A 20,125-nucleotide genomic window follows, 5' to 3' on the forward strand; every position below is an offset into this window, starting at 1 on the left:
GTTCCGCGCCAAGCTGGAACCGGCAGCGACCAGACCTCATCGGAACCGGACAGGCCACCGACAAGCCCGCCGCCCAACTCAGACTCCGCGCTAACTCGAAACCAGCAGCAACCAGCCCGCGCCGGAACCGGCAGCTCGTAGGCAGAGTCCACCCAGCGAAGGCTCCGCCCACGCCTCAAACCCACGGCAAGCCAACCCTCGCCGGAACCGGCAACCCGCCGATGGCCAGCCCAGCTCAGGCACCACGCCGATTCGAAACCGGCAGCAACCAGCCCGAACCGGGAATGGCCTGCCGGGGTCAGCAACCAGCCCGAACCGAAGAACGGTCCGCCGGGGCCAACACCCAACCCGAACCGAAGAACGACCCGCCAAGGCCAACACCCAACCCGAACCGAAGAACGGCTGGGTCAACAACCAGCCGCCTGGTGGCGCATTGACCTCACTCCCACACCACCCCTCCCCGTTGTCCCTGTGCCAACCCCGCCGCCGCGGCGGTGGATCGGGTTTCCGGGTTCAGCGGGTTCGGGCCGATCGCCGTGACCGATGCCTCGTCTGGTTCCAGTACCGCCACCTTCGCGCCTGCCGAGCGCAGGTCCGCCAGCACCTGATCGAACGGCCGCTCCACCGGGAATGCCTCCGCCGCGCCCATCGGGACGACCACTGTCACCTGGGCGAAACCTGTTGCGTAGTCGGCATTCGCGGAGGAGCGGACGCCGCCGTCGACGTACCACCCGCCGTTGATTGGCACCGCTGGCCAGATGCCGGGCACCGCGCAGCTTGCCTCCACCGCGGCGACCAGCGAGACGCCGGACGAGCTGTCGAACACCGATGGTTCACCGGTTTCCACTTCCACCGCAACGATTTTCACCGCACGCGCAGGCCACTCGTGGGACGGCAGGCGGGATTCGATCACCGCGCGCCGTCGCGGTTCCGGGACGGTTTCCGCGGCCAGGGCATACTTCCCCATCGCCCGGCGGATTTCCGCCGCGGTGCCGCCGTCGGCCAGCACCGCGGCGAACTCCTCGCCGAACTTTTCCGGGTCGAACTCGGCCGCGATCTCCGCCGCTTGCCGGGCCGGATCGGTTTGCCGCGCGTACAACTGCGGCAGCGGCAATCCGCTGCCCAGCTGTGCCGCCACCGCCGCGCCCGCCGACGTGCCGATCAGCACGTCGGCATCGGTCACGTCCTGGCCCGCTTCCGCCAGCCCGGTCAGCAAACCGGTCGCCCACGCGATCCCGGCGACGCCACCGCCGCCCAACACCAAAGCTCGGCTCATGCCGCTCCTTTCACCGGAACCCACTCTGCCCTACGGCACCGACAATTTCCGAAGCGCGGACTCCAGCAGGGCGTCCGTCTCGGGCTTCGGCAAGGCCAGCTCCAGCAACGTTTCCGCTACCTCACGATATTTCGCCACTCGCGCGGGACTCGAACTGCTCGCGCTTTCCCGCAGCAACCGCTCGTGGACGATCGAGGGCAGGTCCTCGAAATCAAAAATTGTGAATGCCCTGCCCAGATCGGGACGACGGTCCGCCGGGACCACTCGCACCTCGACCTTGCCTTCCGCCAGCCGCTCGCGCAGGTGCCACAGCTGCTCCGCCATCGCTTCCGCGCCACCGATCCTCTTGTGCAGCGCCGTTTCCCCCAGCACCAGCACACACCGCGTGCCCGAATCGAGCACCGCTCGCCGCGACAACCTCTCGATTACCCGCGCGTCCACTTCGTCCGCGACAACGCCCGAAGCACTCGACAACAGCGCTCGTGCATATCCGCTCGTCTGCAACAGCGGCGGCACTACTTCCGGCTCCCAGCCGAACACTGCCTCCGCCGTGCGTTCCCACTCCAGGTACGGCTCTTCTCCGCCGCTGTCTATCCAGTCCTGCTCTCGCGCTCCTCGCGCCATCTCCACTATTCGCCTGCGATCCGGCCCGATCACCCTGCAGTGCGCCAGGACCGCTCCGATGTCCTCCGGCTTCGGCAGCCGCAGTCCTCTTTCCCAGTTCGTCACGAAACCAGGCGTCATCCCCAGCAACCGGGCCAACTCTCTTACACCCAGTCTTCTTCTCTCCCGCGCCGCGCGTAACTCCAGGCCCAATGCCCTCGCGCGCGGTGTTGCGTACGGTGTGGTCATGGTTGCAGTCTGTCAGGGGGTGCCGACAGTTTTCGGGGTTCTCTCCCTGGGCCTTCCCCTGCTACATCCAGTCCTCCAGCGACAACCCCGTCATCCTCTCGTACGCCTCCACATACCTTCCCCTCGTCGCCTCCACCACTTCACTCGGCAACGGCGGCGGCTGTACGTTCGACGCCCTGTCCCAGCCCGACTCCGGTCCCGTCAGCCAATTGCGCACGTACTGCTTGTCGAACGACGGCTGCACCCTTCCCGGCTCGTACCCCTCCGCCGGCCAGTACCGCGACGAATCCGGCGTCAGCACTTCGTCCGCCAGCACCAGCGCGCCCGTCTCGTCCACGCCGAACTCGAACTTCGTGTCCGCCAGCAGGATTCCGCGCTTCGCCGCCACTTCCGCGCCACGGTGGTACACCGCGAGCGTCGCCTCGCGTAGCTCCTCCGCGCGCTTCGCGCCGATAGTCGCGACCACTGCGTCGAACGAAACGTTCTCGTCGTGCTCGCCGAACGCCGCCTTCGTCGCTGGCGTGAAGATCGGCGACGGCAGCTTCGATGCCTCGACGAGCCCTTCGGGCAGCTCTACGCCGCACACTGCGCCCGTACGCTGATAGTCCGAGTAACCGGACCCCGTGAGGTACCCGCGTGCGACAGCTTCGACCGGAAGCATGTCGAGGCGGCGTACTAGCAGCGCGCGCCCGCGTACCTCGGCAGGGATGCGCGGGTCGTCGTACGCGTCAAGATGGTTCGGGACCAGGTCCGACAACTGCTCGAACCAGAACACGCTCATCGCCGTGAGCACGCGGCCCTTGTCGGGGATGGGCGGGTCCAGGATGAAGTCATAAGCGGAGATGCGATCCGAGGTGACCAGCAGCAGGTGGTCGTCCCCGACCGCATACAGGTCCCGGACTTTTCCGGCGGCGATCTTCGGGTAATCGGCGAGCGTCGTCACTGCTGCACCCTAACCCGAGCACCGCTACAGCGAGGATGATGCAGGTCATGGCCTACCGCTGGATTTCGTTCACCTCCGATTACGGGCTGCACGACGGCTTCGTGGCCGCCTGCCACGGGGTCATCGCCGGCATCGCGCCCGACGTACGTGTTCTCGACGTGACTCACCTCGTACCGCCGCAGCAGGTGCGCTCAGGCGCGGCAGTGCTCGCGCAGACCGTGCCGTCGCTGCCTGAGGCCGTACACCTCGCTGTCGTCGACCCAGGCGTCGGCACTGCGCGTCGCGGCATCGTGGTCGTCGCGACGCACGGCATCCTGGTCGGCCCGGACAACGGTCTGCTCCTACCCGCCGCAGAGGCGCTAGGCGGCGTGTACGCGGCGTACGTGATCGACGTGCGCACGCCGACGTCCGCGACCTTTCACGGCCGCGACATCTTCGCCCCTGTCGCTGCGAAGCTCGCTCTCGGCGCACACCCCGGCTCCTTCGGCCCCGCGATCCGCGACCTGGTGCGACTGCCAGAACCGCTGATCGCAGCGTTCCCGGGCAAGCTCGTGTCGGACGTGCTGACCGTCGACCACTTCGGCAACGTCCAGCTCGCCGCCGCCCCCGCCGACCTCGAACTAACCGGGTTGGCCGGTGCGGTGACCGTGCACAGCGCGCACGTCGCGGTGTCCGCCACGATCGGCCGGACCTTCGCCGACGTGCCGCGTGGCGCGAACCTCGTCTACACCGACTCGGCAGGCAAACTGGCCGTCGCGGTCAACGGCGGTTCGGCGGCTTCGGTGCTGCGGATCGGGCCGACCGAGGAATGCACCATCACCTCGTCGCCGACCTCCAGCTGACCGGGCCGGGTCACCGCCGCCTTCATACCGAAGAGGACGCCGCCCGCCGGGTCGCGGTGGTACGCCGCGAGCGAGCGAATCGGCTCCGGACCGGAGCGCTTGCCGGTTTCCTGGTCGACCATCGGCACCGCGCAGCGGACGCACAGCTTCGCGTAGGCGAACTCGGCCCCGCCGGCTTCCATCCGGCGCACCGAATCCTCGGCGTGCGGTTCCGCCCAGCCGCGGATCACGAGATTGGGCCGGAACNCGGAACCGATCCATGGGCACCGGTTTGCCGCCGCGCTCGGCGATCCGTTCGTTCAGGTGGTCCAAAGAGGACTCGGAGATCACCAGGATCGCGTGGCCGTCGGCGAACCTCGCGGTGCCCGGGGTCTCACCGCTCGTGACGCGGTCATGCTCCGGGGTGACGCCGAGCAGCACGGACGGCTGACCCACCACGATGGAGAACCACTCAGCGGCGTCGGCACCCTGGTGGACGCCCTCGCCGGTCCAGTTGAAGGTGGACGCGGGGTGCCGTTGGCCGTCCTTCTGGACCTCGACGGTCAGGTCTTCGATCCCCGGCGCGGACAGGGCGAGGCGAGTGCCGCCGTCCAGGAGGCGGGGCCGGATGGCGGCCATGACGGGGAAGCGGCGCTGGCTGCGGAAGTCGCCGTCCGCCGCGGTGACGATGAACTCGCGGTCGTGCGCGAGACCGGCGGGGGTCACGTCGGCGGACTGGACGGTCGTGCCGGCACAGCCTTTGACCGGGTAGTAGGTGAGCCGCGAGATCGTCCCCATGGGATTTACGGTACCTGCTCGCCCGAAGGCGACTGGGGCGCACGATCCCGCACGGACCGTCGCCGCGCCGGTACCCCTGCGGACCCGTGGAGCTGCTGCCGTTCGACGAATATGTGCGCTCGCTGCCGCGGAAGCGGATCGCGGCAGGCACCCTGCTTCGCGACGACACCGGACTCGTCCTGCTCGTCGAGCCGTCCGATAAGGACAGCTGGGACATACCCGGCGGGGTGTGCGACGCGGGCGAGCCGCCATGGCGCACAGCGCGCTGGGAACAAGCCGAGGAAACCGGGATCGAGCGCCCGCTCGGCCCGTTGCTGGCCATCGACTACGCACCGGACGACGGCCGGATGCCGGATGGGCTCGCGTTCATCTTCGAAGGAAACCGCCCGCCGCGCCCTCACCGACCCGGAGATCCTGGCCGTGCACCTGCTGCCGATCGACGAGGCCACTCAGCGATCAACACCATCGCCGGTCCGGCGGCTCCAGATTGCCCGGGCAAGCCGCGCGGACCGGCGACAGTGTCGGCGAAGACGGCCGTCCCCTCACAAAACCTGCGACAAGAACTGCTGCAACCGAGGACTAGCCGGAGCCTCGAACACCTGCTCCGGCGTCCCCTGCTCCACGATCCGCCCCGCGTCCATGAACGCGACCTCGTCGGCCACGCTCCTGGCGAACCCCATCTCGTGCGTCACCACGATCAGAGTGAGACCCCGCGAAGCCAGCCCAGCCATCAGGTCCAGGACGCCCTTCACCAGTTCTGGGTCCAGCGCACTCGTCGCCTCGTCGAAGAGCATCACTTCCGGTTCCATCGCCAGCGCACGAGCGATCGCCACCCGCTGTTGCTGACCACCGGAAAGCGCCGCCGGACGGTACGGGGCCTTGTCCGCTAGGCCGACTTCCGCCAGTCGCGTCCGGGCGACCTCTGCCGCGTCCTCTTTGGACAGACCGCGCACACTGCGCAGCGGGAGCACGATGTTGTCCAGCACCGAACGATGTCCGAACAGGTTGAAGTGCTGGAACACCATCCCCACCCGCTGGCGCAACGCGTCCGGATCCGAGGAGATGACGCTTTCCCCGTCCAGCAGCAGGTCCCCGCTATCGGGCTCCTGCAAGCGGTTCACGCAGCGCAGCAGCGTGGACTTGCCGGAACCGGACGGGCCGATGACGCACGTGGTGCTGCCGCTCGGCACCTTCAGGTTCACCCCGCGCAGGACCTCCAGCGTCCCGAACCGGACGTGGATGTCCTTCAGTTCCACCGAAGACGAACGAATCGCTGTACTCATACCGTCCCACCCGCGAGCATTTCGTTGCTCTCCGCGGTCACCTTGCGACCGGTCTGCAGCCGCTTGTCGATGTAGTTCACCAGGTGCGTCAGCGGCACGGTGATCACCAGGTAGACCGCCCCGGCGGCCACCAGCGGCGACAAGTTGCCAGTGTTGGCCGCGAGGTCCTGACCGATGCGGAACAGTTCCCGTTGCGAGGTAAGGAAACCGAGGAAGTACACCAGGGTCGAGTCCTTCACCAGCGCGATGAACTGGTTCACCAGCGCGGGCAGCACCCGCCGCACGCCCTGCGGGATCACCACCAGCAGCATCGCCTTGGGGTAGCTCATGCCGAGCGCGCGGCTCGCTTCCAGCTGTCCTTTGTCGACGCTCTGGATGCCCGCCCGGAAGATCTCGCCGATGTAGGCGGCGGCGATCAGGCTCAGCGCGGCGATGCCCAGCGGGTACGGGTTGTTCCCCACCACACTACGGGCGAGCAGGCCGACGCCCTGGCCGATCACGAGGATCGTCAGGATCGCGGGCAGGCCACGGAAAATGTCCGTGTACACCCGCGCGGGCCAGCGCAGCCAGCGCTTGGTGGACAGGCCCATCACCGCGAGCACCATGCCGAGCAGGGTCCCGATGATAGCCGCCGCCACCGACAGGATCAGGGTGTTCAGCAGGCCGGTCCTGAGCAGGTCCGGGAAAACTTCCCAGATGTAGGTCCAGTTGAGGAAAGTGTCGAAAAACTGATCCATCGGGCTACTTCGTCTTGAAATCCGCGGGAACCGGAATGCTCGGCTCGAACTGCTGGTGCACCTTCGCCCAGGTGCCGTCCGCGACGGCCTTCCTGATGCCGTCGTTCAGCTTGCCCAGCAGTTCGGTGTTGCCCTTCCGCACCGCGTATCCGTGCGGGATGCTGGTCGTGATCGCCTTCGTGACCTTCAGTTCGGGGTTCTTGGTCGCGTAGTCCTCCGCGGACACCTGGTCGAACACCGCGCCGTCGATCGCCGCCGACTTCAGCGCGCTCAGCGCCGCCGCGTCGTTCGGGAACCGGACCGCCTGCGCTTTCGGCGCGTTCGCGGCGAGCCAGGTGTCCGACACCGTGCCCTGCACCACGCCGATCCGCTTGCCGGTCAACGAGTTCTCGTCGGAGATGCCCGCGCTCGCCTTCGCCTCGATGCCGAGCGACTGGTAGTTGTAGGGATCGCTGAACGCCACCGTCTTCTTGCGCTCGTCGGTCTGCGCGATCGCCGAGCTGCCGATGTCGAACCGGCCGTTCGCGACGCTGCCGAGCAGCGCCGAGAAATCGGTCGCCACGAATTCCAGCTTCAGGCCTTCTTTCGCGGCGATGTCCTTCAGCAACGCGTTGTCGAAGCCGGTGAATTCACCGTTCTCCTGGTACGCGTTGGGCCGGGAATCGCTCAGCGTGCCGACCCGCAGGGTCTCGCCCGCGTCGCCACCGCACGCGGTGAGACCGGCGACCAGTGCCGCCGCGAGGGCGGTGACGATCAGTTTCTTCATGCCACCAGTGTGCCCGCGCATCAGGAGTTCGCCACCGGGAGGCCGGGGCCGCCCTTCTCCAGCTCCTTCGCGACCGGCGCTTCCTTGAAGAACTGCGCGTGCAGCCGGGCCGCGGTGCCGTCGGCGATCGCCTTGGCGAGACCGTCGTTGATCTTCTTCAGCAGCTCGGGGTTCGACTTGGCGACCGCGAAGGCCGACGGGGTGTCCTTGTCCGCGACGGTGTAGCCGAATTCGAGCGGAATCGCCGGGTTCTGGTCGAGGTACTTCTGGCCGATGTCCTTCGGCACGACCCAGCCGTCGAGACCGCCGGTCTTCAGCTGCGCGAAACCGGCGTTGTAGTCCGGGAACCGGACTACCTGCGCACCGGCGAGCTTGCCCGCGAACTCGTCCTGCACCGAACCCTGCACGACACCGACCCGCTTGCCGGCGAACGAGTTCGCGGCGGGCAGCGCGGCGCCCTTCTTGCTGACGACGGTGGTGTAGCTGGTGTCGTAGCCGTTGCTGAACGCCACGGTCTTCTTGCGCGCGGCGGTCGCGGAGATCGTCGAGCTGCCGATGTCGAGCTGTCCGCCGGCGACCTTGGCGAGCAGGCCGGAGAACTCGGTGCCGACGAACTCGACCTGGAAGCCCTCGCGCTTGGCGATGTCCCGCAGCAGTTCGTTGTCGTACCCGGTGAACTGGCCGTTTTCGAGGTAGATGCTGGGCGGGGCGTCGGCGAGGGTGCCGACGCGCAGGGTTTCCCCGGCAGCGTCCGAGGATCCGCACGCCGTAAGGCCCGCGGTGGCGGCGACTACGACGGCGAGCGTGCTGAGGATCTTTCTCATGACTTCTTCCTGAATATCCGGGATGCGCAGACAGGAAAGCGCCAGGCCGCGGGTGGCGGCCTGGCGCTTCCGGGTTCGGCAGGAAGACTAAAAGCTTCGCCCGATCGAGTAATGCCGTCTCAGCACGTGGACGACGTGCGCGCACTCACAGAATCGGCTGCGGCGCGTACGCCGCGGCGTCCGGGAACCGCTTGAGCACGTCCTCGACGCGCGCCGCGACTTCTTCGACCTGACGCGGGGCGACGCCGGTGAACGAGATCCGGTCGGCGAGGAGTTCGTCCAGGTCAGCGCGGTCGAGCGGGAGGCGTTCGTCGGCCGCGAGCCGGTCGAGGAGGTCGTTCTCCGCCCCCCGTTCGCGCATCGCGAGGGCGACTCCGACGGCGTTCTCCTTGATGGCCTCGTGAGCCGTCTCACGCCCGACGCCCCGGCGCACGGACGCCATGAGCACCTTCGTGGTCGCGAGGAACGGGAGATAGCGATCAAGCTCACGCTCGACCACGGCCGGGAACGCGCCGAATTCGCCGAGCACGGTGAGGAAGGTTTCGAGCAGGCCGTCGAGCGCGAAGAACGCGTCCGGCAGCGCGACGCGGCGCACGACGGAATCCGAGACGTCGCCCTCGTTCCACTGGTCGCCGGCCAGTTCGCCGATCATCGACAGGTAGCCGCGCAGCACCACGGCGAGGCCGTTCACGCGTTCGCACGAGCGGGTGTTCATCTTGTGCGGCATGGCCGAGGACCCGACCTGGCCCGGTTTGAAGCCCTCGGTGACCAGCTCGTGCCCGGCCATCAGCCGGATCGTCTTGGCGAGGCTGGACGGCGCGGCGGCCAGCTGGACCACAGTGGAGCACACATCGAAATCGAGCGAACGCGGATACACCTGGCCAACGCTGACGAACCGGTTGCCGAAGCCCAGATGCTCGGCGATCCGCGATTCCAGCTGGTCCAAAGTGGACTCGTCGCCGAGCAGATCGAGCATGTCCTGCGCGGTGCCGACCGGGCCCTTGATGCCGCGCAGCGGGTAGCGCTCGATGAGGTTGTCCAGCCGGGAGAACGCGACGAGCAGCTCGTCGGCGGCGGTCGCGAAGCGCTTGCCGAGCGTGGTCGCCTGCGCGGCGACGTTGTGCGAGCGGCCGGCCATCACCAGATCGGAGTGTTCGACGGCGAGCGCGGCCAGCCTGGACAGCACCGCGGCGACGCGGCCGCGGACCAGTTCCAGCGACCGCAGCTGCTGCAGCTGCTCGACGTTCTCGGTGAGATCGCGCGAGGTCATGCCCTTGTGCACGTGCTCGTGCCCGGCGAGGGCGTTGAACTCCTCGATCCGGGCCTTCACGTCGTGCCGGGTGACGCGTTCGCGCGCGGCGATCGAGTCGAGGTCGACCTGCTCGACCACACGCTCGTAGTCATCGAGAACGCCTTCGGGCACCTCGACGCCCAGTTCGGCCTGAGCCCGCAGCACGGCGAGCCACAGCCGTCGCTCGAGCACGACCTTACGTTCGGGCGACCAGAGCGCCACCAGCTCAGGCGAGGCGTAGCGGGCGGCGAGCACGTTCGGAATGCGGGGCTTGTCCGTCACGCGGCCACGATACCTGCGCAGGTCAGCGCGGCGGTCACCACTCCGTGAAGCTGCCGTCGGGCAGCCGCCACACCGGCGACCGCCAGGCGTGTCCGGTCTCGTCGGCGCGGCGGACCGCCTCCTCGTCCACCTCGATGCCGAGGCCGGGCGCGGTCGGGCGCGCGGCGTAGCCGTCGGTGAACCGGAACAACGCGTCGTCGGCGAGATAAGCCACCGGCTCGCGACCGTCGTGGTAGTGCATGCCGAGGCTTTGCTCCTGGATGAGGAAGTTCGGCGTCGCGAACGCGACCTGCAGTGCGGCGGCCAGCGAGATCGGGCCGAGCGGGCAGTGCGGGGCCAGGTTCGCGCCGTACACCTCGGCCAGCGCGGCGATCCGGCGCAGCTCCGAGATGCCGCCCGCGTGCGACGGATCCGGCTGCACCACGGCGACGCCCGCGTCCAGCACCGGTTTGAACTCCCAGCGCGAAAACAGCCGTTCCCCGAGCGCGATCGGCACGGTGGCTGCCTCGACCACCGATCTGACCACGTCAGCGGGCAGTTCCGGCAGCACCGGCTCCTCGACGAACATCGGCTGTACTTCTTCGAGCATCTTCACCAGCCGGCGCGCCATCGCGGGCGCGACGCGGCCGTGGAAGTCGATCGCCAGGTCCCGGTCGGGTCCGAGCGCTTCCCTGGCCTCCCTGGCGCGAGCCAGCGCGGCACTCGCTTCGGCCGGAGCGGCGATCGGCCCGAGCGGACCGGCGACGTTCATCTTCACCGCCGTGAAACCCCGCTCGACCTGCGCGGACACCGCGTCGAAGATCCCCGACGGACGGTCGCCGCCGACCCACGAATACACCCGCACCCGGTCGCGCACCGGACCGCCGAGCAGCTCGTGCACCGGTGCGTTCCGGGCCTTGCCCGCGATGTCCCACAACGCCTGATCGAACCCGGCGAGCGCGCTCGAAAGCACCGGACCACCACGGTAGAAGCCGCCTCGGCGCAGCACCTGCCAGTGGTCCTCGATGCGCAGCGGATCCTTCCCCACGAGCAGTTCGGCCAGCTCGTGCACGGCCGCGCGGACGGTACCGGCACGCCCTTCCACGACCGGTTCGCCCCAGCCGGTGATGCCCTCGTCGGTACTGATCTTGAGGAACAACCAGCGCGGCGCGACGAGGAACGTTTCGATCCCGGTGATCTGCACCCTGTCTCCTAAGCGGAATCTTTCGCGGCCGACCAGCCGCCGTCGACGGTCAGCTCCGCCCCTGTCACGAACGAAGCCGCGGGCGAGAGCAGGAACGCGATCACCGCGGCGACTTCGGCCGGGTCGCCGAGCCGTCCGGCGGGTGTCGCGCGAGTGCTGCGTTCGCGGTCTTCCGCGCTGATCCGGCCCCATGCCTCGGTCTCGACCGGACCGGGAAGCACCGAATTCACCCGGACATCCGGCGCGTACTCCACGGCCAGTTGCCGGGCCAGAGACACCAACGCGCCTTTGCTGGCCGCGTACGCCGGATGTCCGGGAAGCCCGAAACGGGCGTGTACCGAGGAAACCAGCACCACCGAGCCGCGCCGAGACCGCAGCGAAGGCAGGCAGGTCCGGACGGCGAGGTAGGACGCGGTGAGGTTCACGTCGAGCTGTCGTTGCCATTGCGCGCGGTCTGTTTCGTGCAGTGGGCCCAAAGTCGGCAGGTACGCGTTGCTGACCACTGCGTCGACTTCGCCCGCAAGGTCGAGAACTCGTTGCCACGTCTGGTCATCCGTCACGTCGCCCGGTACGCCGCCGGGCACCGGGGCGAGGTCGACGCCGATCACCCGGTAGCCGTCGGCGTCGAGCTGACGGGCGGTCGCGGCGCCGATCCCGGACGCCGCACCGGTCACCACGGCAGTGCGCATGGTTCGCAAGCATGCCGCGGCACCGGAGCAGCGGTCAAGAATAATTAGTAATTTATAATTTGCCTGCTAGGCTGGCCGCCATGGGATACCGGTGGGAGATCACGCGCGCAGCGGTGCGCCAGGGCGTCGTCGGAATCGTGCGGACGGCGGACGCCGCCTCGGCCGTCGCCGCCGCGCGGGCAGTGCTCGACGCCGGGTTGAAGTCGGTCGAAATCCCGCTCACCAACGCGGGCGCGCTCGTCGCGATCGAGGAGCTGAGCGCCGCGTATCCGGACGCCACTATCGGGGCAGGCACGGTGCTCGACGAGTCGTCCGCAACGGCCGCGATCCGGGCAGGGGCCCAGTTTCTCGTGTCCCCGTCACTGCACACCGCGGTCTTGCGTACCGCTCATCGGTACGGCATCGCGGCACTGCCCGGCACCGGCTCGGTCACCGAAATCGTGCGCGCGATGGAGGAAGGTGCTGACGCCGTAAAGGTTTTCCCCGCGTCCGCGCTCGGCCCGCAATGGATCAAGGACGTGCGCGCCGCGCTTCCGCAAGCCCCGCTCGTGCCAACGGGTGGAATCGCTCCCGAGGACGTGCCACGCTGGCTCGACGCGGGCGCCGTCGCCTGCGGGATCGGGTCGGCGCTGACCCGTGGATCCGCCGAGGACATCCGGGCCCGAGTGGCCGCATTGGTGAGGGAGAGCTTGTGAGCGACGTCGTACTCGTCGGCTGCCGTACCGCCGAAACCGGCGGGAACGGCACCGGAATCGCGGTTTTCCGGCGCTCCGGTGGCGAACTGGCCGCGGATTCGACGTTGCCGATGGTGTCGCCGACCTGGCTGACCCAGCATCCCGCGCTGCCGATGGTGTACGCGACCAACGAGACGAGCTACGGCGAAATCACCTCCTTGTCGGTCACCGACGGCCTGGTCGCACTCGACGTCGTCGAATCCGGCGGGGCCAGCCCGTGTCACCTCGCGGTGACGCCGGACGGCCGGTTTCTGTTGTGTGCCAACTACGGCGGCGGCAGCCTCGCCGTCTTCTCCCTGCGCGCGGACGGCCGGATCGAGGGACGCACGGACCTGGTGCAGCACACTGGAAGCGGGCCGCGCGCCGACCGGCAGGAAGGCCCGCACGTCCACATGGCGGTATCGTCAGCGGACAGTTCAGTGGTGAGTGCCGTCGATCTGGGCACTGACGAAATCCGCAGCTACACACTGTCTCCCGAAGGAAAACTCACTCCGCTGGCCGTTTCGTCGCTACCGCCGGGCACCGGGCCACGACAGCTCGTGCGCGGCGAGGACGGAATCGCTTACATGGCCGGGGAATTGTCCGGCGAGCTGATTACGCTGCGGGAGACTTCGCCGGGAGCGTTCGAGTTCGTCGCCGCGACTCCGGCGACGGCGACTGGCGGCGAATCACTGGTGGCACACCTGGAAGTGCTCGATTCCGGGATCTACCTGTCGAATCGCGGGCCGGAATGCATCACGTCGTTCGCCGGAACCCCGCTGCGCGCGACGGCCGATCAGCCGTGCGGGTCGTACCCGTGGAACTTCGCGGTAGCGGACGGAACCTGCTACACCGCGGCCTTCAAGGACGATGTCGTTTCCGTTTTCCCATTGAAAGACTTGGGAAACGCAGAGGTCCGGAAGTATCCGACCGGCTCCCCGACGTGCGTGCTCCCGCTCCGGTGACCGACTATCGCCCTCGCGGCCTGCACGGACAGACCGTGGAAACGCTCGCCGCACGCATTCTGTCCGGCGAATGGCACGAGGGCATGGTGCTGGACCTTCCCGCGCTGCGCGAGGAGTTGGACATCAGCCTCACCGCGCTGAGGGAAGCGTTGAAGGTGCTGGCAGCAAAGGGAATGATCGGCGCGCGGCAGAAACACGGGACCTACGTGCAACCACGCGAGAACTGGCAACTGCTCGACGCCGACGTCATGCGCTGGCAAACCACCGCACGCGGAAACGCCGGTCTGCTGGACGAATTGGCCGAAGTACGCGCGGTGGTCGAGCCCGCGGCAGCACGGCTGGCGGCAGAACGCGCGACCGCCGAAGACCTTGCCGCGCTGGCGTCCGCGCTCGACGCGATGGTCTCCGCACCGGACCTGGAAGCGAGCGTCGAAGCGGATCTGGCGTTCCACCGCGGCCTGTTGACCGCAGCGCACAACAACTTCCTGCTCCAGATCGAACGCGTCATCGCGATCGGCTTGGCAGAGCGGGACAAGCTCGTGCACAGCGCCGGTCCCGCCGACGATCCGGTTCCGAGCCACCGGCGAGTGCTGGACGCCATCGCCGCGCACGACCCGATCGACGCGGAGACCGCGATGCTGGAACTGCTGGTGAAATCCGCCGCCGACGCGAAGCGGACAGATCAGGAAGTGAACGCGCGGCGGTAGGCAGTCGGCGTGGTTCCGAGGGTCCGCCGGAAGTGCAGCCGTAGGTTGGCCGGGGTGCCCAGACCGCAGTCCCGCGCGACCCGGTCCACCGAGTGGTCCGTGGTTTCCAGCAGTTCCCGCGCTTTGCCGAGCCGGGCGTTGAGCAGCCACTGCAACGGCGTTGTCCCGGTTTCTTCGGCGAACCGGCGCAGGAAAGTCCGCTGCGACATCTCCGCGTGCCGGGCGAGCAGCCGGATGCTGAGCGATTCGTCCAGTCGCTGCAACGCCCATTCCCGCGTGGCCGACAGCGAAGCGTCGCCAGCCTCCGCGAGCGGCGCGGGCACGTACTGGGCCTGTCCGCCTTCGCGATGCGGGGCAGCGACCAGACCGCGCGCGATGCGATTGGCGACGGCGGCACCCAGATCGCGGCGCACGATGTGCAAGCACAGATCGATGCCGCAGCACACGCCCGCTGAGGTGAGCACGTCGCCCTCGTCGACGTAAAGCACATCCCGAGCAACCCGGACCGAAGGGTATTCCCGCTCGAATTCGTCGATATATTCCCAATGCGTCGTGGCGTGCAAGCCGTCCAGCACTCCCGCCGCAGCCAGCGCGAACGCACCCGTGCAGATGGACACCACCCGCCGTCCCCGGTCGCGGGCGTCGGCCAGCAGCTCGACCGCCGCGTCCGGCGTCTCGCGGATCGGGTCGTACCCCGGCACGATCAGCGTGTCCGCAGCGCGCAGCTCCTCGATCCCGCCTTCGGCGGCCAGCTCGAATCCGGCACTGGTGGCAACCGTCGGACCGAGCGCGCACAGCGTCATCTCGTAGTGCGTTTGCGGCCGGACCTGGAACACCTGCGCCGGGATCGCCAGATCCAGCGGAAGGACCCCGTCGAGCGCCAGCACCGCGACCCGATGCACTGTCATGGCGAGATTCTATCGAAGTCCGGCAAACTTGCCACTCGCCAGGTCAGCGCGTTGCGGACCACGCTTGAAGCCATGACCGAACTCCTTCCGGACCCGGTGGTCGCGCTGCCCGCGACTCCGCTGGCGGACGCCGTCGTCGAGCTCGTCCGCCCGGTGGAATCGCAGTCAGTGTTCAACCACAGCGTCCGTACCTACCTGTTCGCGCGGCTGGTCGCCGACCGGCTGGCCGTGTCCGGCTTCGACGACGACCTGCTGTTCGCCGCGTGCGTGATGCACGACATCGGCGTGGCGCCGGACGGCCCGCACGTGGAGCGTTTCGAGGTCGAAGGCGCCGACCGGGCTGCTGGGTTCCTGCTGAAGCAAGGGATTTCCACCGCGGACGCCGACGAGGTCTGGCAAGCCATCGCCCTGCACACCACCGCGGGCATCGCGGAACACCGGGGTCCGCTGTGCCTGCTCGTCCGCGCCGGGGTCTCCGTCGACTTCGGCGGTCCGATCGCCGCCGAGTACCTCACCACCGTCACCGACGAGGAGGGCGGGGCGATCCACGCCATTTATCCCCGGCTCGAGATGGTCCGCTCGCTCACCGACGCGATCGTCGCGCAGGCCGCGAAAAACCCGAAGAACGCGCCCGTGCCGTCCACTCCCGCTGACTTCTTGCGAGAGCGTGCGGCCGACGGCGAAACCCGGCTGGAGCGTGCCGCCCGCACCTCCCGCTGGGGCAACTGAGAAAGGAAGCCACATGTACGCCGTCAAAATCCCCGAGGACTCCGAGGTTTTCGGACCGTCCGGGGCCTCCGCCTTCGCCCGCTTCGGCTACTCGGCCGCTGTTCGCGCGGGCAACCACCTCTTCATCGCCGGGACGATCGGCCGCCGCCCCGACGGAGAGATCGCCGAAACCATCGAGGAACAGACCGAGATCGCGCTCCGCCGGATCGAGGAAATCCTTCGGCTGGAAGGACTCGACCTCTCCGCGCTGGCCGACATCACCAGCTACCACGTCGACATCCACCAGCACCTGCCCGGTTTCCTGGAAGCCAAGAAGCGACTCGTGACCGCCGAGCCCTATCCGGCGTGGTCGATGATCGGCGTCAGCGGGCTCGCCAGCCCGGGGCTGCTGATCGAAATTCGCGCCACGGCGGCCTATCCGGAATGACTGTCCTCAATGGACGGTCTCGGCGAGCGCGGTCCGCAGCATCCGTCCGGCCGCGGCGCGCGGAGCCGGGTCGACCGCGATCAGCGCGTTGACCACGGCCCCGTCCACCAGCGCGACCAGCCGGTCCAGTTCGTCCTTGGCCACCGGCGTCCCGGAGCGGGCGAGGATCTCCGTCAGCAGTTCGTTGAGCTGCTGGGACAGCGTCCGCATCAGCGGGCGCAGGTACGGCCGGCGGCCGGTCGCGACCAGGCGTTCGTAGCGCAGCAGGACCGCCTCGGCGTCGGCTTCCGGGTCGCCGCTCGGCGGGCCGAGCAGCATGTCCAGCACGAGTTCCACGGTCGCCTGCACGCCCCGGTTCCGGGTCGTCAGGTCGTCGAGCCGCCGTCGTCCGTTCACCAGCTCGGTCTGGCCGTGGTGCTCCACCGCGGCGGTGACGAGTTCTTCCAGTGAGTCGAAGTAGTACGTCGTGGACGCCAGCGGCAGACCGGCCCGTTCGGCGACCGCGCGATGCCGGACCGCGTCGAAACCGCCCTCGGCCAGCAGCTCGGCGGCGGCTTCGACCAGCGCTGCCCGCCGTCGCTCGCCCTTGGGGGTGGTGGCTGCTGCCGTCATGTCCGGTCATTCTGCCAGCCGCCCCGATGGCCGCCGATCAGAACCGGATGGCCAGCGAAGCGGCGAAGCGCGCCAGGTCGGTTGCGTACGGTGCCGGGTGCCCGGAAGTCCCCGGCACGCTGACCAGCACGAGAGTCCCGCCAGTGCCGGTTTGCTTACGCACGGTGAGGGCTCCTGCCGGTTGCGTGGGCACGTTCACCGCGGCACCGCGAGCGAATACCGCCGCGCCGATGGTCCCGTCCGGAAGCGGGAACCCCGCGCCGCGCGACGACGTCGTACAAACGCTGCCCGGGGAAGCCTGCGCGGCATTCAAGTGGCCTGGGAGCTCGCCAGCGAGGGCAGTGGCGAGCTCCCAGTCCACCCGTCCGCACCCGGAGGTGCCTTCGACCCGAGGGCCGGTCCTCCCGGTTTCGCCGGCTCCCTGCCGAGACGGCTGACCCGGGAAGTCATCCCCATTGCTGAAAGGACGCGCCGCTGACCCGCCGGGTTGCACCGGTGCGGCTACGGAATTCGCGCTGGAATCGGACTTCTCACTCGAAATACCCACAATTCCCCAGGTGCCGAACCCGGCGGCCACGAGCACGGCCGCCGCGCCGGCGGTGATCCGGTTACGCCGGCGCAGCGTCTCGCGCTTCGACCGGCGCACCACGTCGTCCACCGAGAACGTCGGCGGCGGCACCTCGCCGGGAACAGCGGAGAACAACGTCTCGGCTTCCCGCTCATCCATTGGTCTCCACCTCCCGTTCCAGCACCTGACGCAGATTCGCCAGCCCGCGTGCCGTCTGGCTCTTCACGTTGCCTTCGCTGCAGCCCAGCGCCGTCGCCGCGGCCCCGACGTCCAGTCCGTCGAAGAACCGCAGCACCAGCACCGCCCGCTGCTTCGGCGGCACTTCCTTCAGCGCCGCGAGCAGGTCCTCGCGCGTCGCGACGCGTTCGGCCAGCCCGGGACTGTCGTCGACAGGCTCCGGCAGCACCTCGGTCTGCCGCTCCCGCCGCCACGGACGGCGGGACTCGTCGATGACCGCGCGCACGAGCGTCTTGCGCACGTACGCGTCGGTCGCCGCGCGGTCTCTGATCTTCTTCCACCTCCGGTGCAACGCGACGAACGCCGTCTGCGCGAGGTCGTCGGCTTTGTGCCAATCCCCGCACATCAAGTAGGCAGTCCGGCGCACGGCGTCCCTCCTCGCGGCGAAGTACTCCGCGAACTCCTGTTCGTCGCGCTGGTCCACGCGCTTTGCAGCTCCGCTCTGGCCATGTCCGGTGTAGGGACGGATCCGGGGGCGTCCACGGTTGCACGTCCGGCCGGAAACGTTCCACCCCCCGTCGCATTGATGCCGCGCCCAGCTGTGTGATGTGATCGGACTGTGACCATGACTGGGCAGCTGATCGACTTCCGTTCCGACACCGTCACCCGCCCGGACGCGATCATGCGCGCGGCCATGGCCGAGGCCGAGGTCGACGACAACGTCATCGGCACCGATCCGACCATCGCCGAACTCGAACGCCGGGCCGCGCAGACGCTCGGGATGCCCGCGGCGCTGTGGACGCCGAGCGGGACGATGGCGAACCTGATCGCGCTGAGCGTCCACCTGCGACGCGGCGACCGGTTCCTCGCCACCCGCGGCGCGCACGTGCTCACCAACGAACTCGGCTCGGCCGCCTGGCTGGCCGGCGGCATGCCCGACATCCTCGAACACGACGCGGGCCCTGGCCGGTGCCTGCCGGAAACGCTGGAAGCGGCGATCGGCAACCCTGGCCCGTACTTCACGCTCCGCACCACGCTGTTGTGCCTGGAGAACACCCACAACGCGGCCGGCGGCGCGGTCACTCCGCCCGACGAGCACGCGCAGCTGCTGTCCGTCGCCAAGCAGGCCGGGCTCACCGTGCACCTCGACGGCGCGCGGATCTGGCACGCGGCTGTCGCGTTGCAGGTGCCGCCCGCCGCGCTGACGGTCGGCGTGGACTCGGTGTCGGCATGCTTCAGCAAGGGCCTCGGCGCGCCGGTCGGCTCGGTCGTCGCGGGGAGCGCCGAGTTCGTCGAACAGGCCCGCCGGATGCGGCAGATGCTCGGCGGCGGCGTGCGTCAAGGCGGAGTACTCGCCGCTGCGTGCCTGGTCGCGCTGGACCGCGTCGACGAACTGGCCGAGACGCACGAGTTCGCGAAACGGCTGGCCGACGGCCTGTCCGAACACGGCTGGGACGTGCGGACGCCGGATACCAATATCGTTCTCGCCGGGGTGCCGGACGTGCCGACCGCGCTGAACTGGCTCGGCTCGCTCGGCATCCAGGCTCTGCCCATGGCGGGCAAGGTCCGGTTCGTGACGCACCGGGACCTGTCGTCCGCTGACATCGCCGAAGCACTGCGCCGGATCAAAGCCGGTGCCTGAACCCTGGGGGACTCGGGTGACCAACTGGATCGTGTTCGACTACGGCGAGGTGCTCAGCCTCCGCACCGCCGCGGTGCCGAAGCTGGCCGCCGCCATGGGCGTCTCGCCCGAGACGTTCGAACCGGTGTACTGGAGCGTGCGCGACCCGTACGACCGCGGCTGCCCTGACCTGGAGTACTGGACGTCGATCGGCGACCAGGTAGGCGCGAAGGTGGACGACGCGCTGTCGGCCGAGTTGACCGCGCTCGACGTCGCGGGGTGGGGACAGCTCGCGCCGGGATCGCTGGACCTGTTGCAGTCGCTGTCCGACGCCGGAGCCTCGCTCGCGTTGCTGTCGAACGCGCCGTCGGCGTTCGGCGTCTGGGTGCGCGAGCAGGAGTGGGCGAAGCTGTTCAAGCACACGCTGTTCTCCGGCGACGTGAAGGTCGCGAAGCCGGACGCCGAGATTTTCCAGCTGCTGCTGGACAAACTGGGTGCCGCACCGGAGGAGTGCTTGTTCTTCGACGACCGCCAGGTCAACATCGACGGCGCCCGCGCGGTCGGAATCCGCGCGCACCTCTGGGACGGCGCCGAGGCCGCCCGCGCAGCGCTGGCCTGAACCGCGAACGGCTCCCGCCCCTTTCGGTGCGGGAGCCGTCGGGTGCCCAGTATGGTTCGGCGCCGGTCAGCGGCTGATGCGCTTCGACTGCTTCTTCCCGGTGATCGCCCCGTAGGCCGCGGTGCCCAGGAACAGCACCCCGCCGATGATGCCGATCCACAGCACGGCCTTGAACACGAAGCCGATCACTGACCCGAGCACCATGAAGGCGATCCAGGCCACGATGAGCGCTCCGACGATCTTCCAGAACATGGCTCCTCCGATGCCGTTTCCGCGCCACGTCGGCCCGGTGCCCTCCAGCGTGCCATCCGTGCGACGGAAACTCTCTACGCCA

The 20,125-nt window shown here is 68.7% G+C and carries 23 protein-coding genes and 2 pseudogenes; 9 read left to right on the forward strand and 16 right to left on the reverse strand.

Going from position 1 to position 20,125, the window contains the following annotated elements:
- Window positions 1-439 precede the first annotated feature (439 nt).
- The 3 genes from A4R44_RS06825 to A4R44_RS06835 all read right to left on the reverse strand — a co-directional run bounded on the left by A4R44_RS06825 (window position 440) and on the right by A4R44_RS06835 (window position 3,071).
- Entirely contained in the window at window positions 440-1,276 is an 837-nt protein-coding gene (locus A4R44_RS06825) for a patatin-like phospholipase family protein (protein ID WP_067577373.1), read from the reverse strand.
- Window positions 1,277-1,306: 30 nt separating this feature from the next.
- Entirely contained in the window at window positions 1,307-2,128 is an 822-nt protein-coding gene (locus tag A4R44_RS06830; protein WP_095213217.1) for a helix-turn-helix transcriptional regulator, read from the reverse strand.
- A 61-nt stretch (window positions 2,129-2,189) separates the two neighbouring features.
- A complete protein-coding gene (locus tag A4R44_RS06835; protein ID WP_067577375.1) occupies window positions 2,190-3,071 on the reverse strand; it encodes a phosphoribosylaminoimidazolesuccinocarboxamide synthase in 882 nt (293 codons plus the stop codon).
- A 47-nt stretch (window positions 3,072-3,118) separates the two neighbouring features.
- Here A4R44_RS06835 and A4R44_RS06840 point away from each other — a divergent pair, with 47 nt between their 5' ends.
- On the forward strand, window positions 3,119-3,913 hold the full coding sequence (locus tag A4R44_RS06840; protein WP_067577378.1) for an S-adenosyl-l-methionine hydroxide adenosyltransferase family protein: 795 nt from the start codon (window positions 3,119-3,121) through the stop codon (window positions 3,911-3,913).
- Here the strand turns inward: A4R44_RS06840 and A4R44_RS45355 are convergent.
- Window positions 3,796-4,690: pseudogene (locus A4R44_RS45355) on the reverse strand (MOSC domain-containing protein). The gene A4R44_RS06840 and the pseudogene A4R44_RS45355 overlap by 118 nt on opposite strands.
- Window positions 4,691-4,803: 113 nt before the next feature.
- On the opposite strand from A4R44_RS45355, the pseudogene A4R44_RS50055 reads away from it, so the two are divergent.
- Window positions 4,804-4,983: pseudogene (locus A4R44_RS50055) on the forward strand (NUDIX domain-containing protein); the annotation flags it as partial.
- A gap of 249 nt (window positions 4,984-5,232) precedes the next feature.
- Here A4R44_RS50055 and A4R44_RS06845 read toward each other — a convergent pair.
- The 7 genes from A4R44_RS06845 to A4R44_RS06875 form a co-directional block, all read right to left on the reverse strand.
- Complete coding sequence (locus A4R44_RS06845) at window positions 5,233-5,973, reverse strand: amino acid ABC transporter ATP-binding protein (RefSeq protein WP_067577380.1); 741 nt, start codon at window positions 5,971-5,973, stop codon at window positions 5,233-5,235.
- Window positions 5,970-6,710 (reverse strand): amino acid ABC transporter permease, encoded by a 741-nt coding sequence (locus A4R44_RS06850; protein ID WP_067577382.1) that lies wholly within the window; start codon window positions 6,708-6,710, stop codon window positions 5,970-5,972. Before A4R44_RS06850 ends, A4R44_RS06845 begins: the two co-directional genes overlap by 4 nt.
- A gap of 4 nt (window positions 6,711-6,714) precedes the next feature.
- The gene (locus tag A4R44_RS06855; protein WP_067577384.1) at window positions 6,715-7,476 is read right to left on the reverse strand and encodes an ABC transporter substrate-binding protein; all 762 of its coding nucleotides are present in this window, start codon (window positions 7,474-7,476) and stop codon (window positions 6,715-6,717) included.
- Between the two features lie 20 nt (window positions 7,477-7,496).
- The gene (locus tag A4R44_RS06860) at window positions 7,497-8,300 is read right to left on the reverse strand and encodes an ABC transporter substrate-binding protein (RefSeq protein WP_067577386.1); all 804 of its coding nucleotides are present in this window, start codon (window positions 8,298-8,300) and stop codon (window positions 7,497-7,499) included.
- A gap of 145 nt (window positions 8,301-8,445) precedes the next feature.
- Window positions 8,446-9,873 (reverse strand): adenylosuccinate lyase, encoded by a 1,428-nt coding sequence (gene purB, locus A4R44_RS06865; RefSeq protein ID WP_067577388.1) that lies wholly within the window; start codon window positions 9,871-9,873, stop codon window positions 8,446-8,448.
- A gap of 34 nt (window positions 9,874-9,907) precedes the next feature.
- The gene (gene dgoD, locus A4R44_RS06870; RefSeq protein ID WP_067577390.1) at window positions 9,908-11,056 is read right to left on the reverse strand and encodes a galactonate dehydratase; all 1,149 of its coding nucleotides are present in this window, start codon (window positions 11,054-11,056) and stop codon (window positions 9,908-9,910) included.
- Window positions 11,057-11,064: 8 nt separating this feature from the next.
- Window positions 11,065-11,745, reverse strand: coding sequence for an SDR family NAD(P)-dependent oxidoreductase (locus tag A4R44_RS06875; protein ID WP_067577391.1), 681 nt, complete (start codon window positions 11,743-11,745; stop codon window positions 11,065-11,067).
- Window positions 11,746-11,825: 80 nt separating this feature from the next.
- On the opposite strand from A4R44_RS06875, the gene A4R44_RS06880 reads away from it, so the two are divergent.
- From A4R44_RS06880 to A4R44_RS06890, 3 genes are read left to right on the forward strand one after another with little or no spacing between them, the layout of a single operon-like run.
- Complete coding sequence (locus A4R44_RS06880; RefSeq protein WP_067577393.1) at window positions 11,826-12,440, forward strand: bifunctional 4-hydroxy-2-oxoglutarate aldolase/2-dehydro-3-deoxy-phosphogluconate aldolase; 615 nt, start codon at window positions 11,826-11,828, stop codon at window positions 12,438-12,440.
- Window positions 12,437-13,423, forward strand: a complete 987-nt coding sequence (locus A4R44_RS06885; RefSeq protein WP_067577395.1) for a beta-propeller fold lactonase family protein — start codon at window positions 12,437-12,439, stop codon at window positions 13,421-13,423. The genes A4R44_RS06880 and A4R44_RS06885 overlap by 4 nt, the downstream gene beginning before the upstream one ends.
- Window positions 13,420-14,130 (forward strand): FadR/GntR family transcriptional regulator, encoded by a 711-nt coding sequence (locus A4R44_RS06890; protein ID WP_067578098.1) that lies wholly within the window; start codon window positions 13,420-13,422, stop codon window positions 14,128-14,130. Before A4R44_RS06885 ends, A4R44_RS06890 begins: the two co-directional genes overlap by 4 nt.
- Here the strand turns inward: A4R44_RS06890 and A4R44_RS06895 are convergent.
- A complete protein-coding gene (locus A4R44_RS06895; protein ID WP_067577397.1) occupies window positions 14,106-15,038 on the reverse strand; it encodes a GlxA family transcriptional regulator in 933 nt (310 codons plus the stop codon). The two genes, A4R44_RS06890 and A4R44_RS06895, sit on opposite strands and share 25 nt — an antisense overlap.
- Window positions 15,039-15,110: 72 nt before the next feature.
- Between A4R44_RS06895 and A4R44_RS06900 the strand changes: the two genes are divergently transcribed.
- The gene (locus A4R44_RS06900) at window positions 15,111-15,767 is read left to right on the forward strand and encodes an HD domain-containing protein (RefSeq protein WP_067577399.1); all 657 of its coding nucleotides are present in this window, start codon (window positions 15,111-15,113) and stop codon (window positions 15,765-15,767) included.
- 13 nt (window positions 15,768-15,780) lie between these two features.
- The gene (locus tag A4R44_RS06905) at window positions 15,781-16,194 is read left to right on the forward strand and encodes a Rid family hydrolase (RefSeq protein ID WP_067577401.1); all 414 of its coding nucleotides are present in this window, start codon (window positions 15,781-15,783) and stop codon (window positions 16,192-16,194) included.
- Between the two features lie 6 nt (window positions 16,195-16,200).
- On the opposite strand, the gene A4R44_RS06910 is transcribed toward A4R44_RS06905, so the two are convergent.
- Genes A4R44_RS06910 through A4R44_RS06920 form a run of 3 tightly spaced genes read right to left on the reverse strand, consistent with a single transcriptional unit; the run spans window position 16,201 to window position 18,035 of the window.
- The gene (locus A4R44_RS06910; protein WP_067577403.1) at window positions 16,201-16,806 is read right to left on the reverse strand and encodes a TetR/AcrR family transcriptional regulator; all 606 of its coding nucleotides are present in this window, start codon (window positions 16,804-16,806) and stop codon (window positions 16,201-16,203) included.
- A 37-nt stretch (window positions 16,807-16,843) separates the two neighbouring features.
- Window positions 16,844-17,533, reverse strand: a complete 690-nt coding sequence (locus tag A4R44_RS06915; protein WP_067577405.1) for a hypothetical protein — start codon at window positions 17,531-17,533, stop codon at window positions 16,844-16,846.
- Entirely contained in the window at window positions 17,526-18,035 is a 510-nt protein-coding gene (locus A4R44_RS06920; protein WP_037808752.1) for a SigE family RNA polymerase sigma factor, read from the reverse strand. Before A4R44_RS06920 ends, A4R44_RS06915 begins: the two co-directional genes overlap by 8 nt.
- Window positions 18,036-18,176: 141 nt before the next feature.
- On the opposite strand from A4R44_RS06920, the gene A4R44_RS06925 reads away from it, so the two are divergent.
- Together A4R44_RS06925 and A4R44_RS06930 are read left to right on the forward strand one after the other, a co-directional pair.
- Window positions 18,177-19,193: a low specificity L-threonine aldolase gene (locus A4R44_RS06925; RefSeq protein WP_067577407.1), complete on the forward strand. Its 1,017-nt coding sequence runs from the start codon at window positions 18,177-18,179 to the stop codon at window positions 19,191-19,193.
- A 16-nt stretch (window positions 19,194-19,209) separates the two neighbouring features.
- On the forward strand, window positions 19,210-19,791 hold the full coding sequence (locus tag A4R44_RS06930; protein ID WP_067577409.1) for an HAD family phosphatase: 582 nt from the start codon (window positions 19,210-19,212) through the stop codon (window positions 19,789-19,791).
- Window positions 19,792-19,857: 66 nt separating this feature from the next.
- On the opposite strand, the gene A4R44_RS06935 is transcribed toward A4R44_RS06930, so the two are convergent.
- Entirely contained in the window at window positions 19,858-20,043 is a 186-nt protein-coding gene (locus A4R44_RS06935) for a hypothetical protein (protein WP_067577411.1), read from the reverse strand.
- Window positions 20,044-20,125: the final 82 nt, after the last annotated feature.

This window comes from Amycolatopsis sp. M39 (assembly GCF_001651785.1).
In the GTDB taxonomy this organism is placed as follows: Bacteria; Actinomycetota; Actinomycetes; order Mycobacteriales; family Pseudonocardiaceae; genus Amycolatopsis; species Amycolatopsis rubida.

Coding starts and splice junctions, on each gene's coding strand:
- A4R44_RS06825 (WP_067577373.1), bottom strand. CDS start 1,276: ATGAGCCGAGCTTTGGTGTTGGGCGGCGGTGGCGTCGCCGGGATCGCG.
- A4R44_RS06830 (WP_095213217.1), bottom strand. CDS start 2,128: ATGACCACACCGTACGCAACACCGCGCGCGAGGGCATTGGGCCTGGAG.
- A4R44_RS06840 (WP_067577378.1), top strand. CDS start 3,119: ATGGCCTACCGCTGGATTTCGTTCACCTCCGATTACGGGCTGCACGAC.
- A4R44_RS06845 (WP_067577380.1), bottom strand. CDS start 5,973: ATGAGTACAGCGATTCGTTCGTCTTCGGTGGAACTGAAGGACATCCAC.
- A4R44_RS06850 (WP_067577382.1), bottom strand. CDS start 6,710: ATGGATCAGTTTTTCGACACTTTCCTCAACTGGACCTACATCTGGGAA.
- A4R44_RS06855 (WP_067577384.1), bottom strand. CDS start 7,476: ATGAAGAAACTGATCGTCACCGCCCTCGCGGCGGCACTGGTCGCCGGT.
- A4R44_RS06860 (WP_067577386.1), bottom strand. CDS start 8,300: ATGAGAAAGATCCTCAGCACGCTCGCCGTCGTAGTCGCCGCCACCGCG.
- A4R44_RS06875 (WP_067577391.1), bottom strand. CDS start 11,745: ATGCGCACTGCCGTGGTGACCGGTGCGGCGTCCGGGATCGGCGCCGCG.
- A4R44_RS06880 (WP_067577393.1), top strand. CDS start 11,826: ATGGGATACCGGTGGGAGATCACGCGCGCAGCGGTGCGCCAGGGCGTC.
- A4R44_RS06895 (WP_067577397.1), bottom strand. CDS start 15,038: ATGACAGTGCATCGGGTCGCGGTGCTGGCGCTCGACGGGGTCCTTCCG.
- A4R44_RS06900 (WP_067577399.1), top strand. CDS start 15,111: ATGACCGAACTCCTTCCGGACCCGGTGGTCGCGCTGCCCGCGACTCCG.
- A4R44_RS06905 (WP_067577401.1), top strand. CDS start 15,781: ATGTACGCCGTCAAAATCCCCGAGGACTCCGAGGTTTTCGGACCGTCC.
- A4R44_RS06910 (WP_067577403.1), bottom strand. CDS start 16,806: ATGACGGCAGCAGCCACCACCCCCAAGGGCGAGCGACGGCGGGCAGCG.
- A4R44_RS06915 (WP_067577405.1), bottom strand. CDS start 17,533: ATGGATGAGCGGGAAGCCGAGACGTTGTTCTCCGCTGTTCCCGGCGAG.
- A4R44_RS06925 (WP_067577407.1), top strand. CDS start 18,177: ATGACTGGGCAGCTGATCGACTTCCGTTCCGACACCGTCACCCGCCCG.
- A4R44_RS06935 (WP_067577411.1), bottom strand. CDS start 20,043: ATGTTCTGGAAGATCGTCGGAGCGCTCATCGTGGCCTGGATCGCCTTC.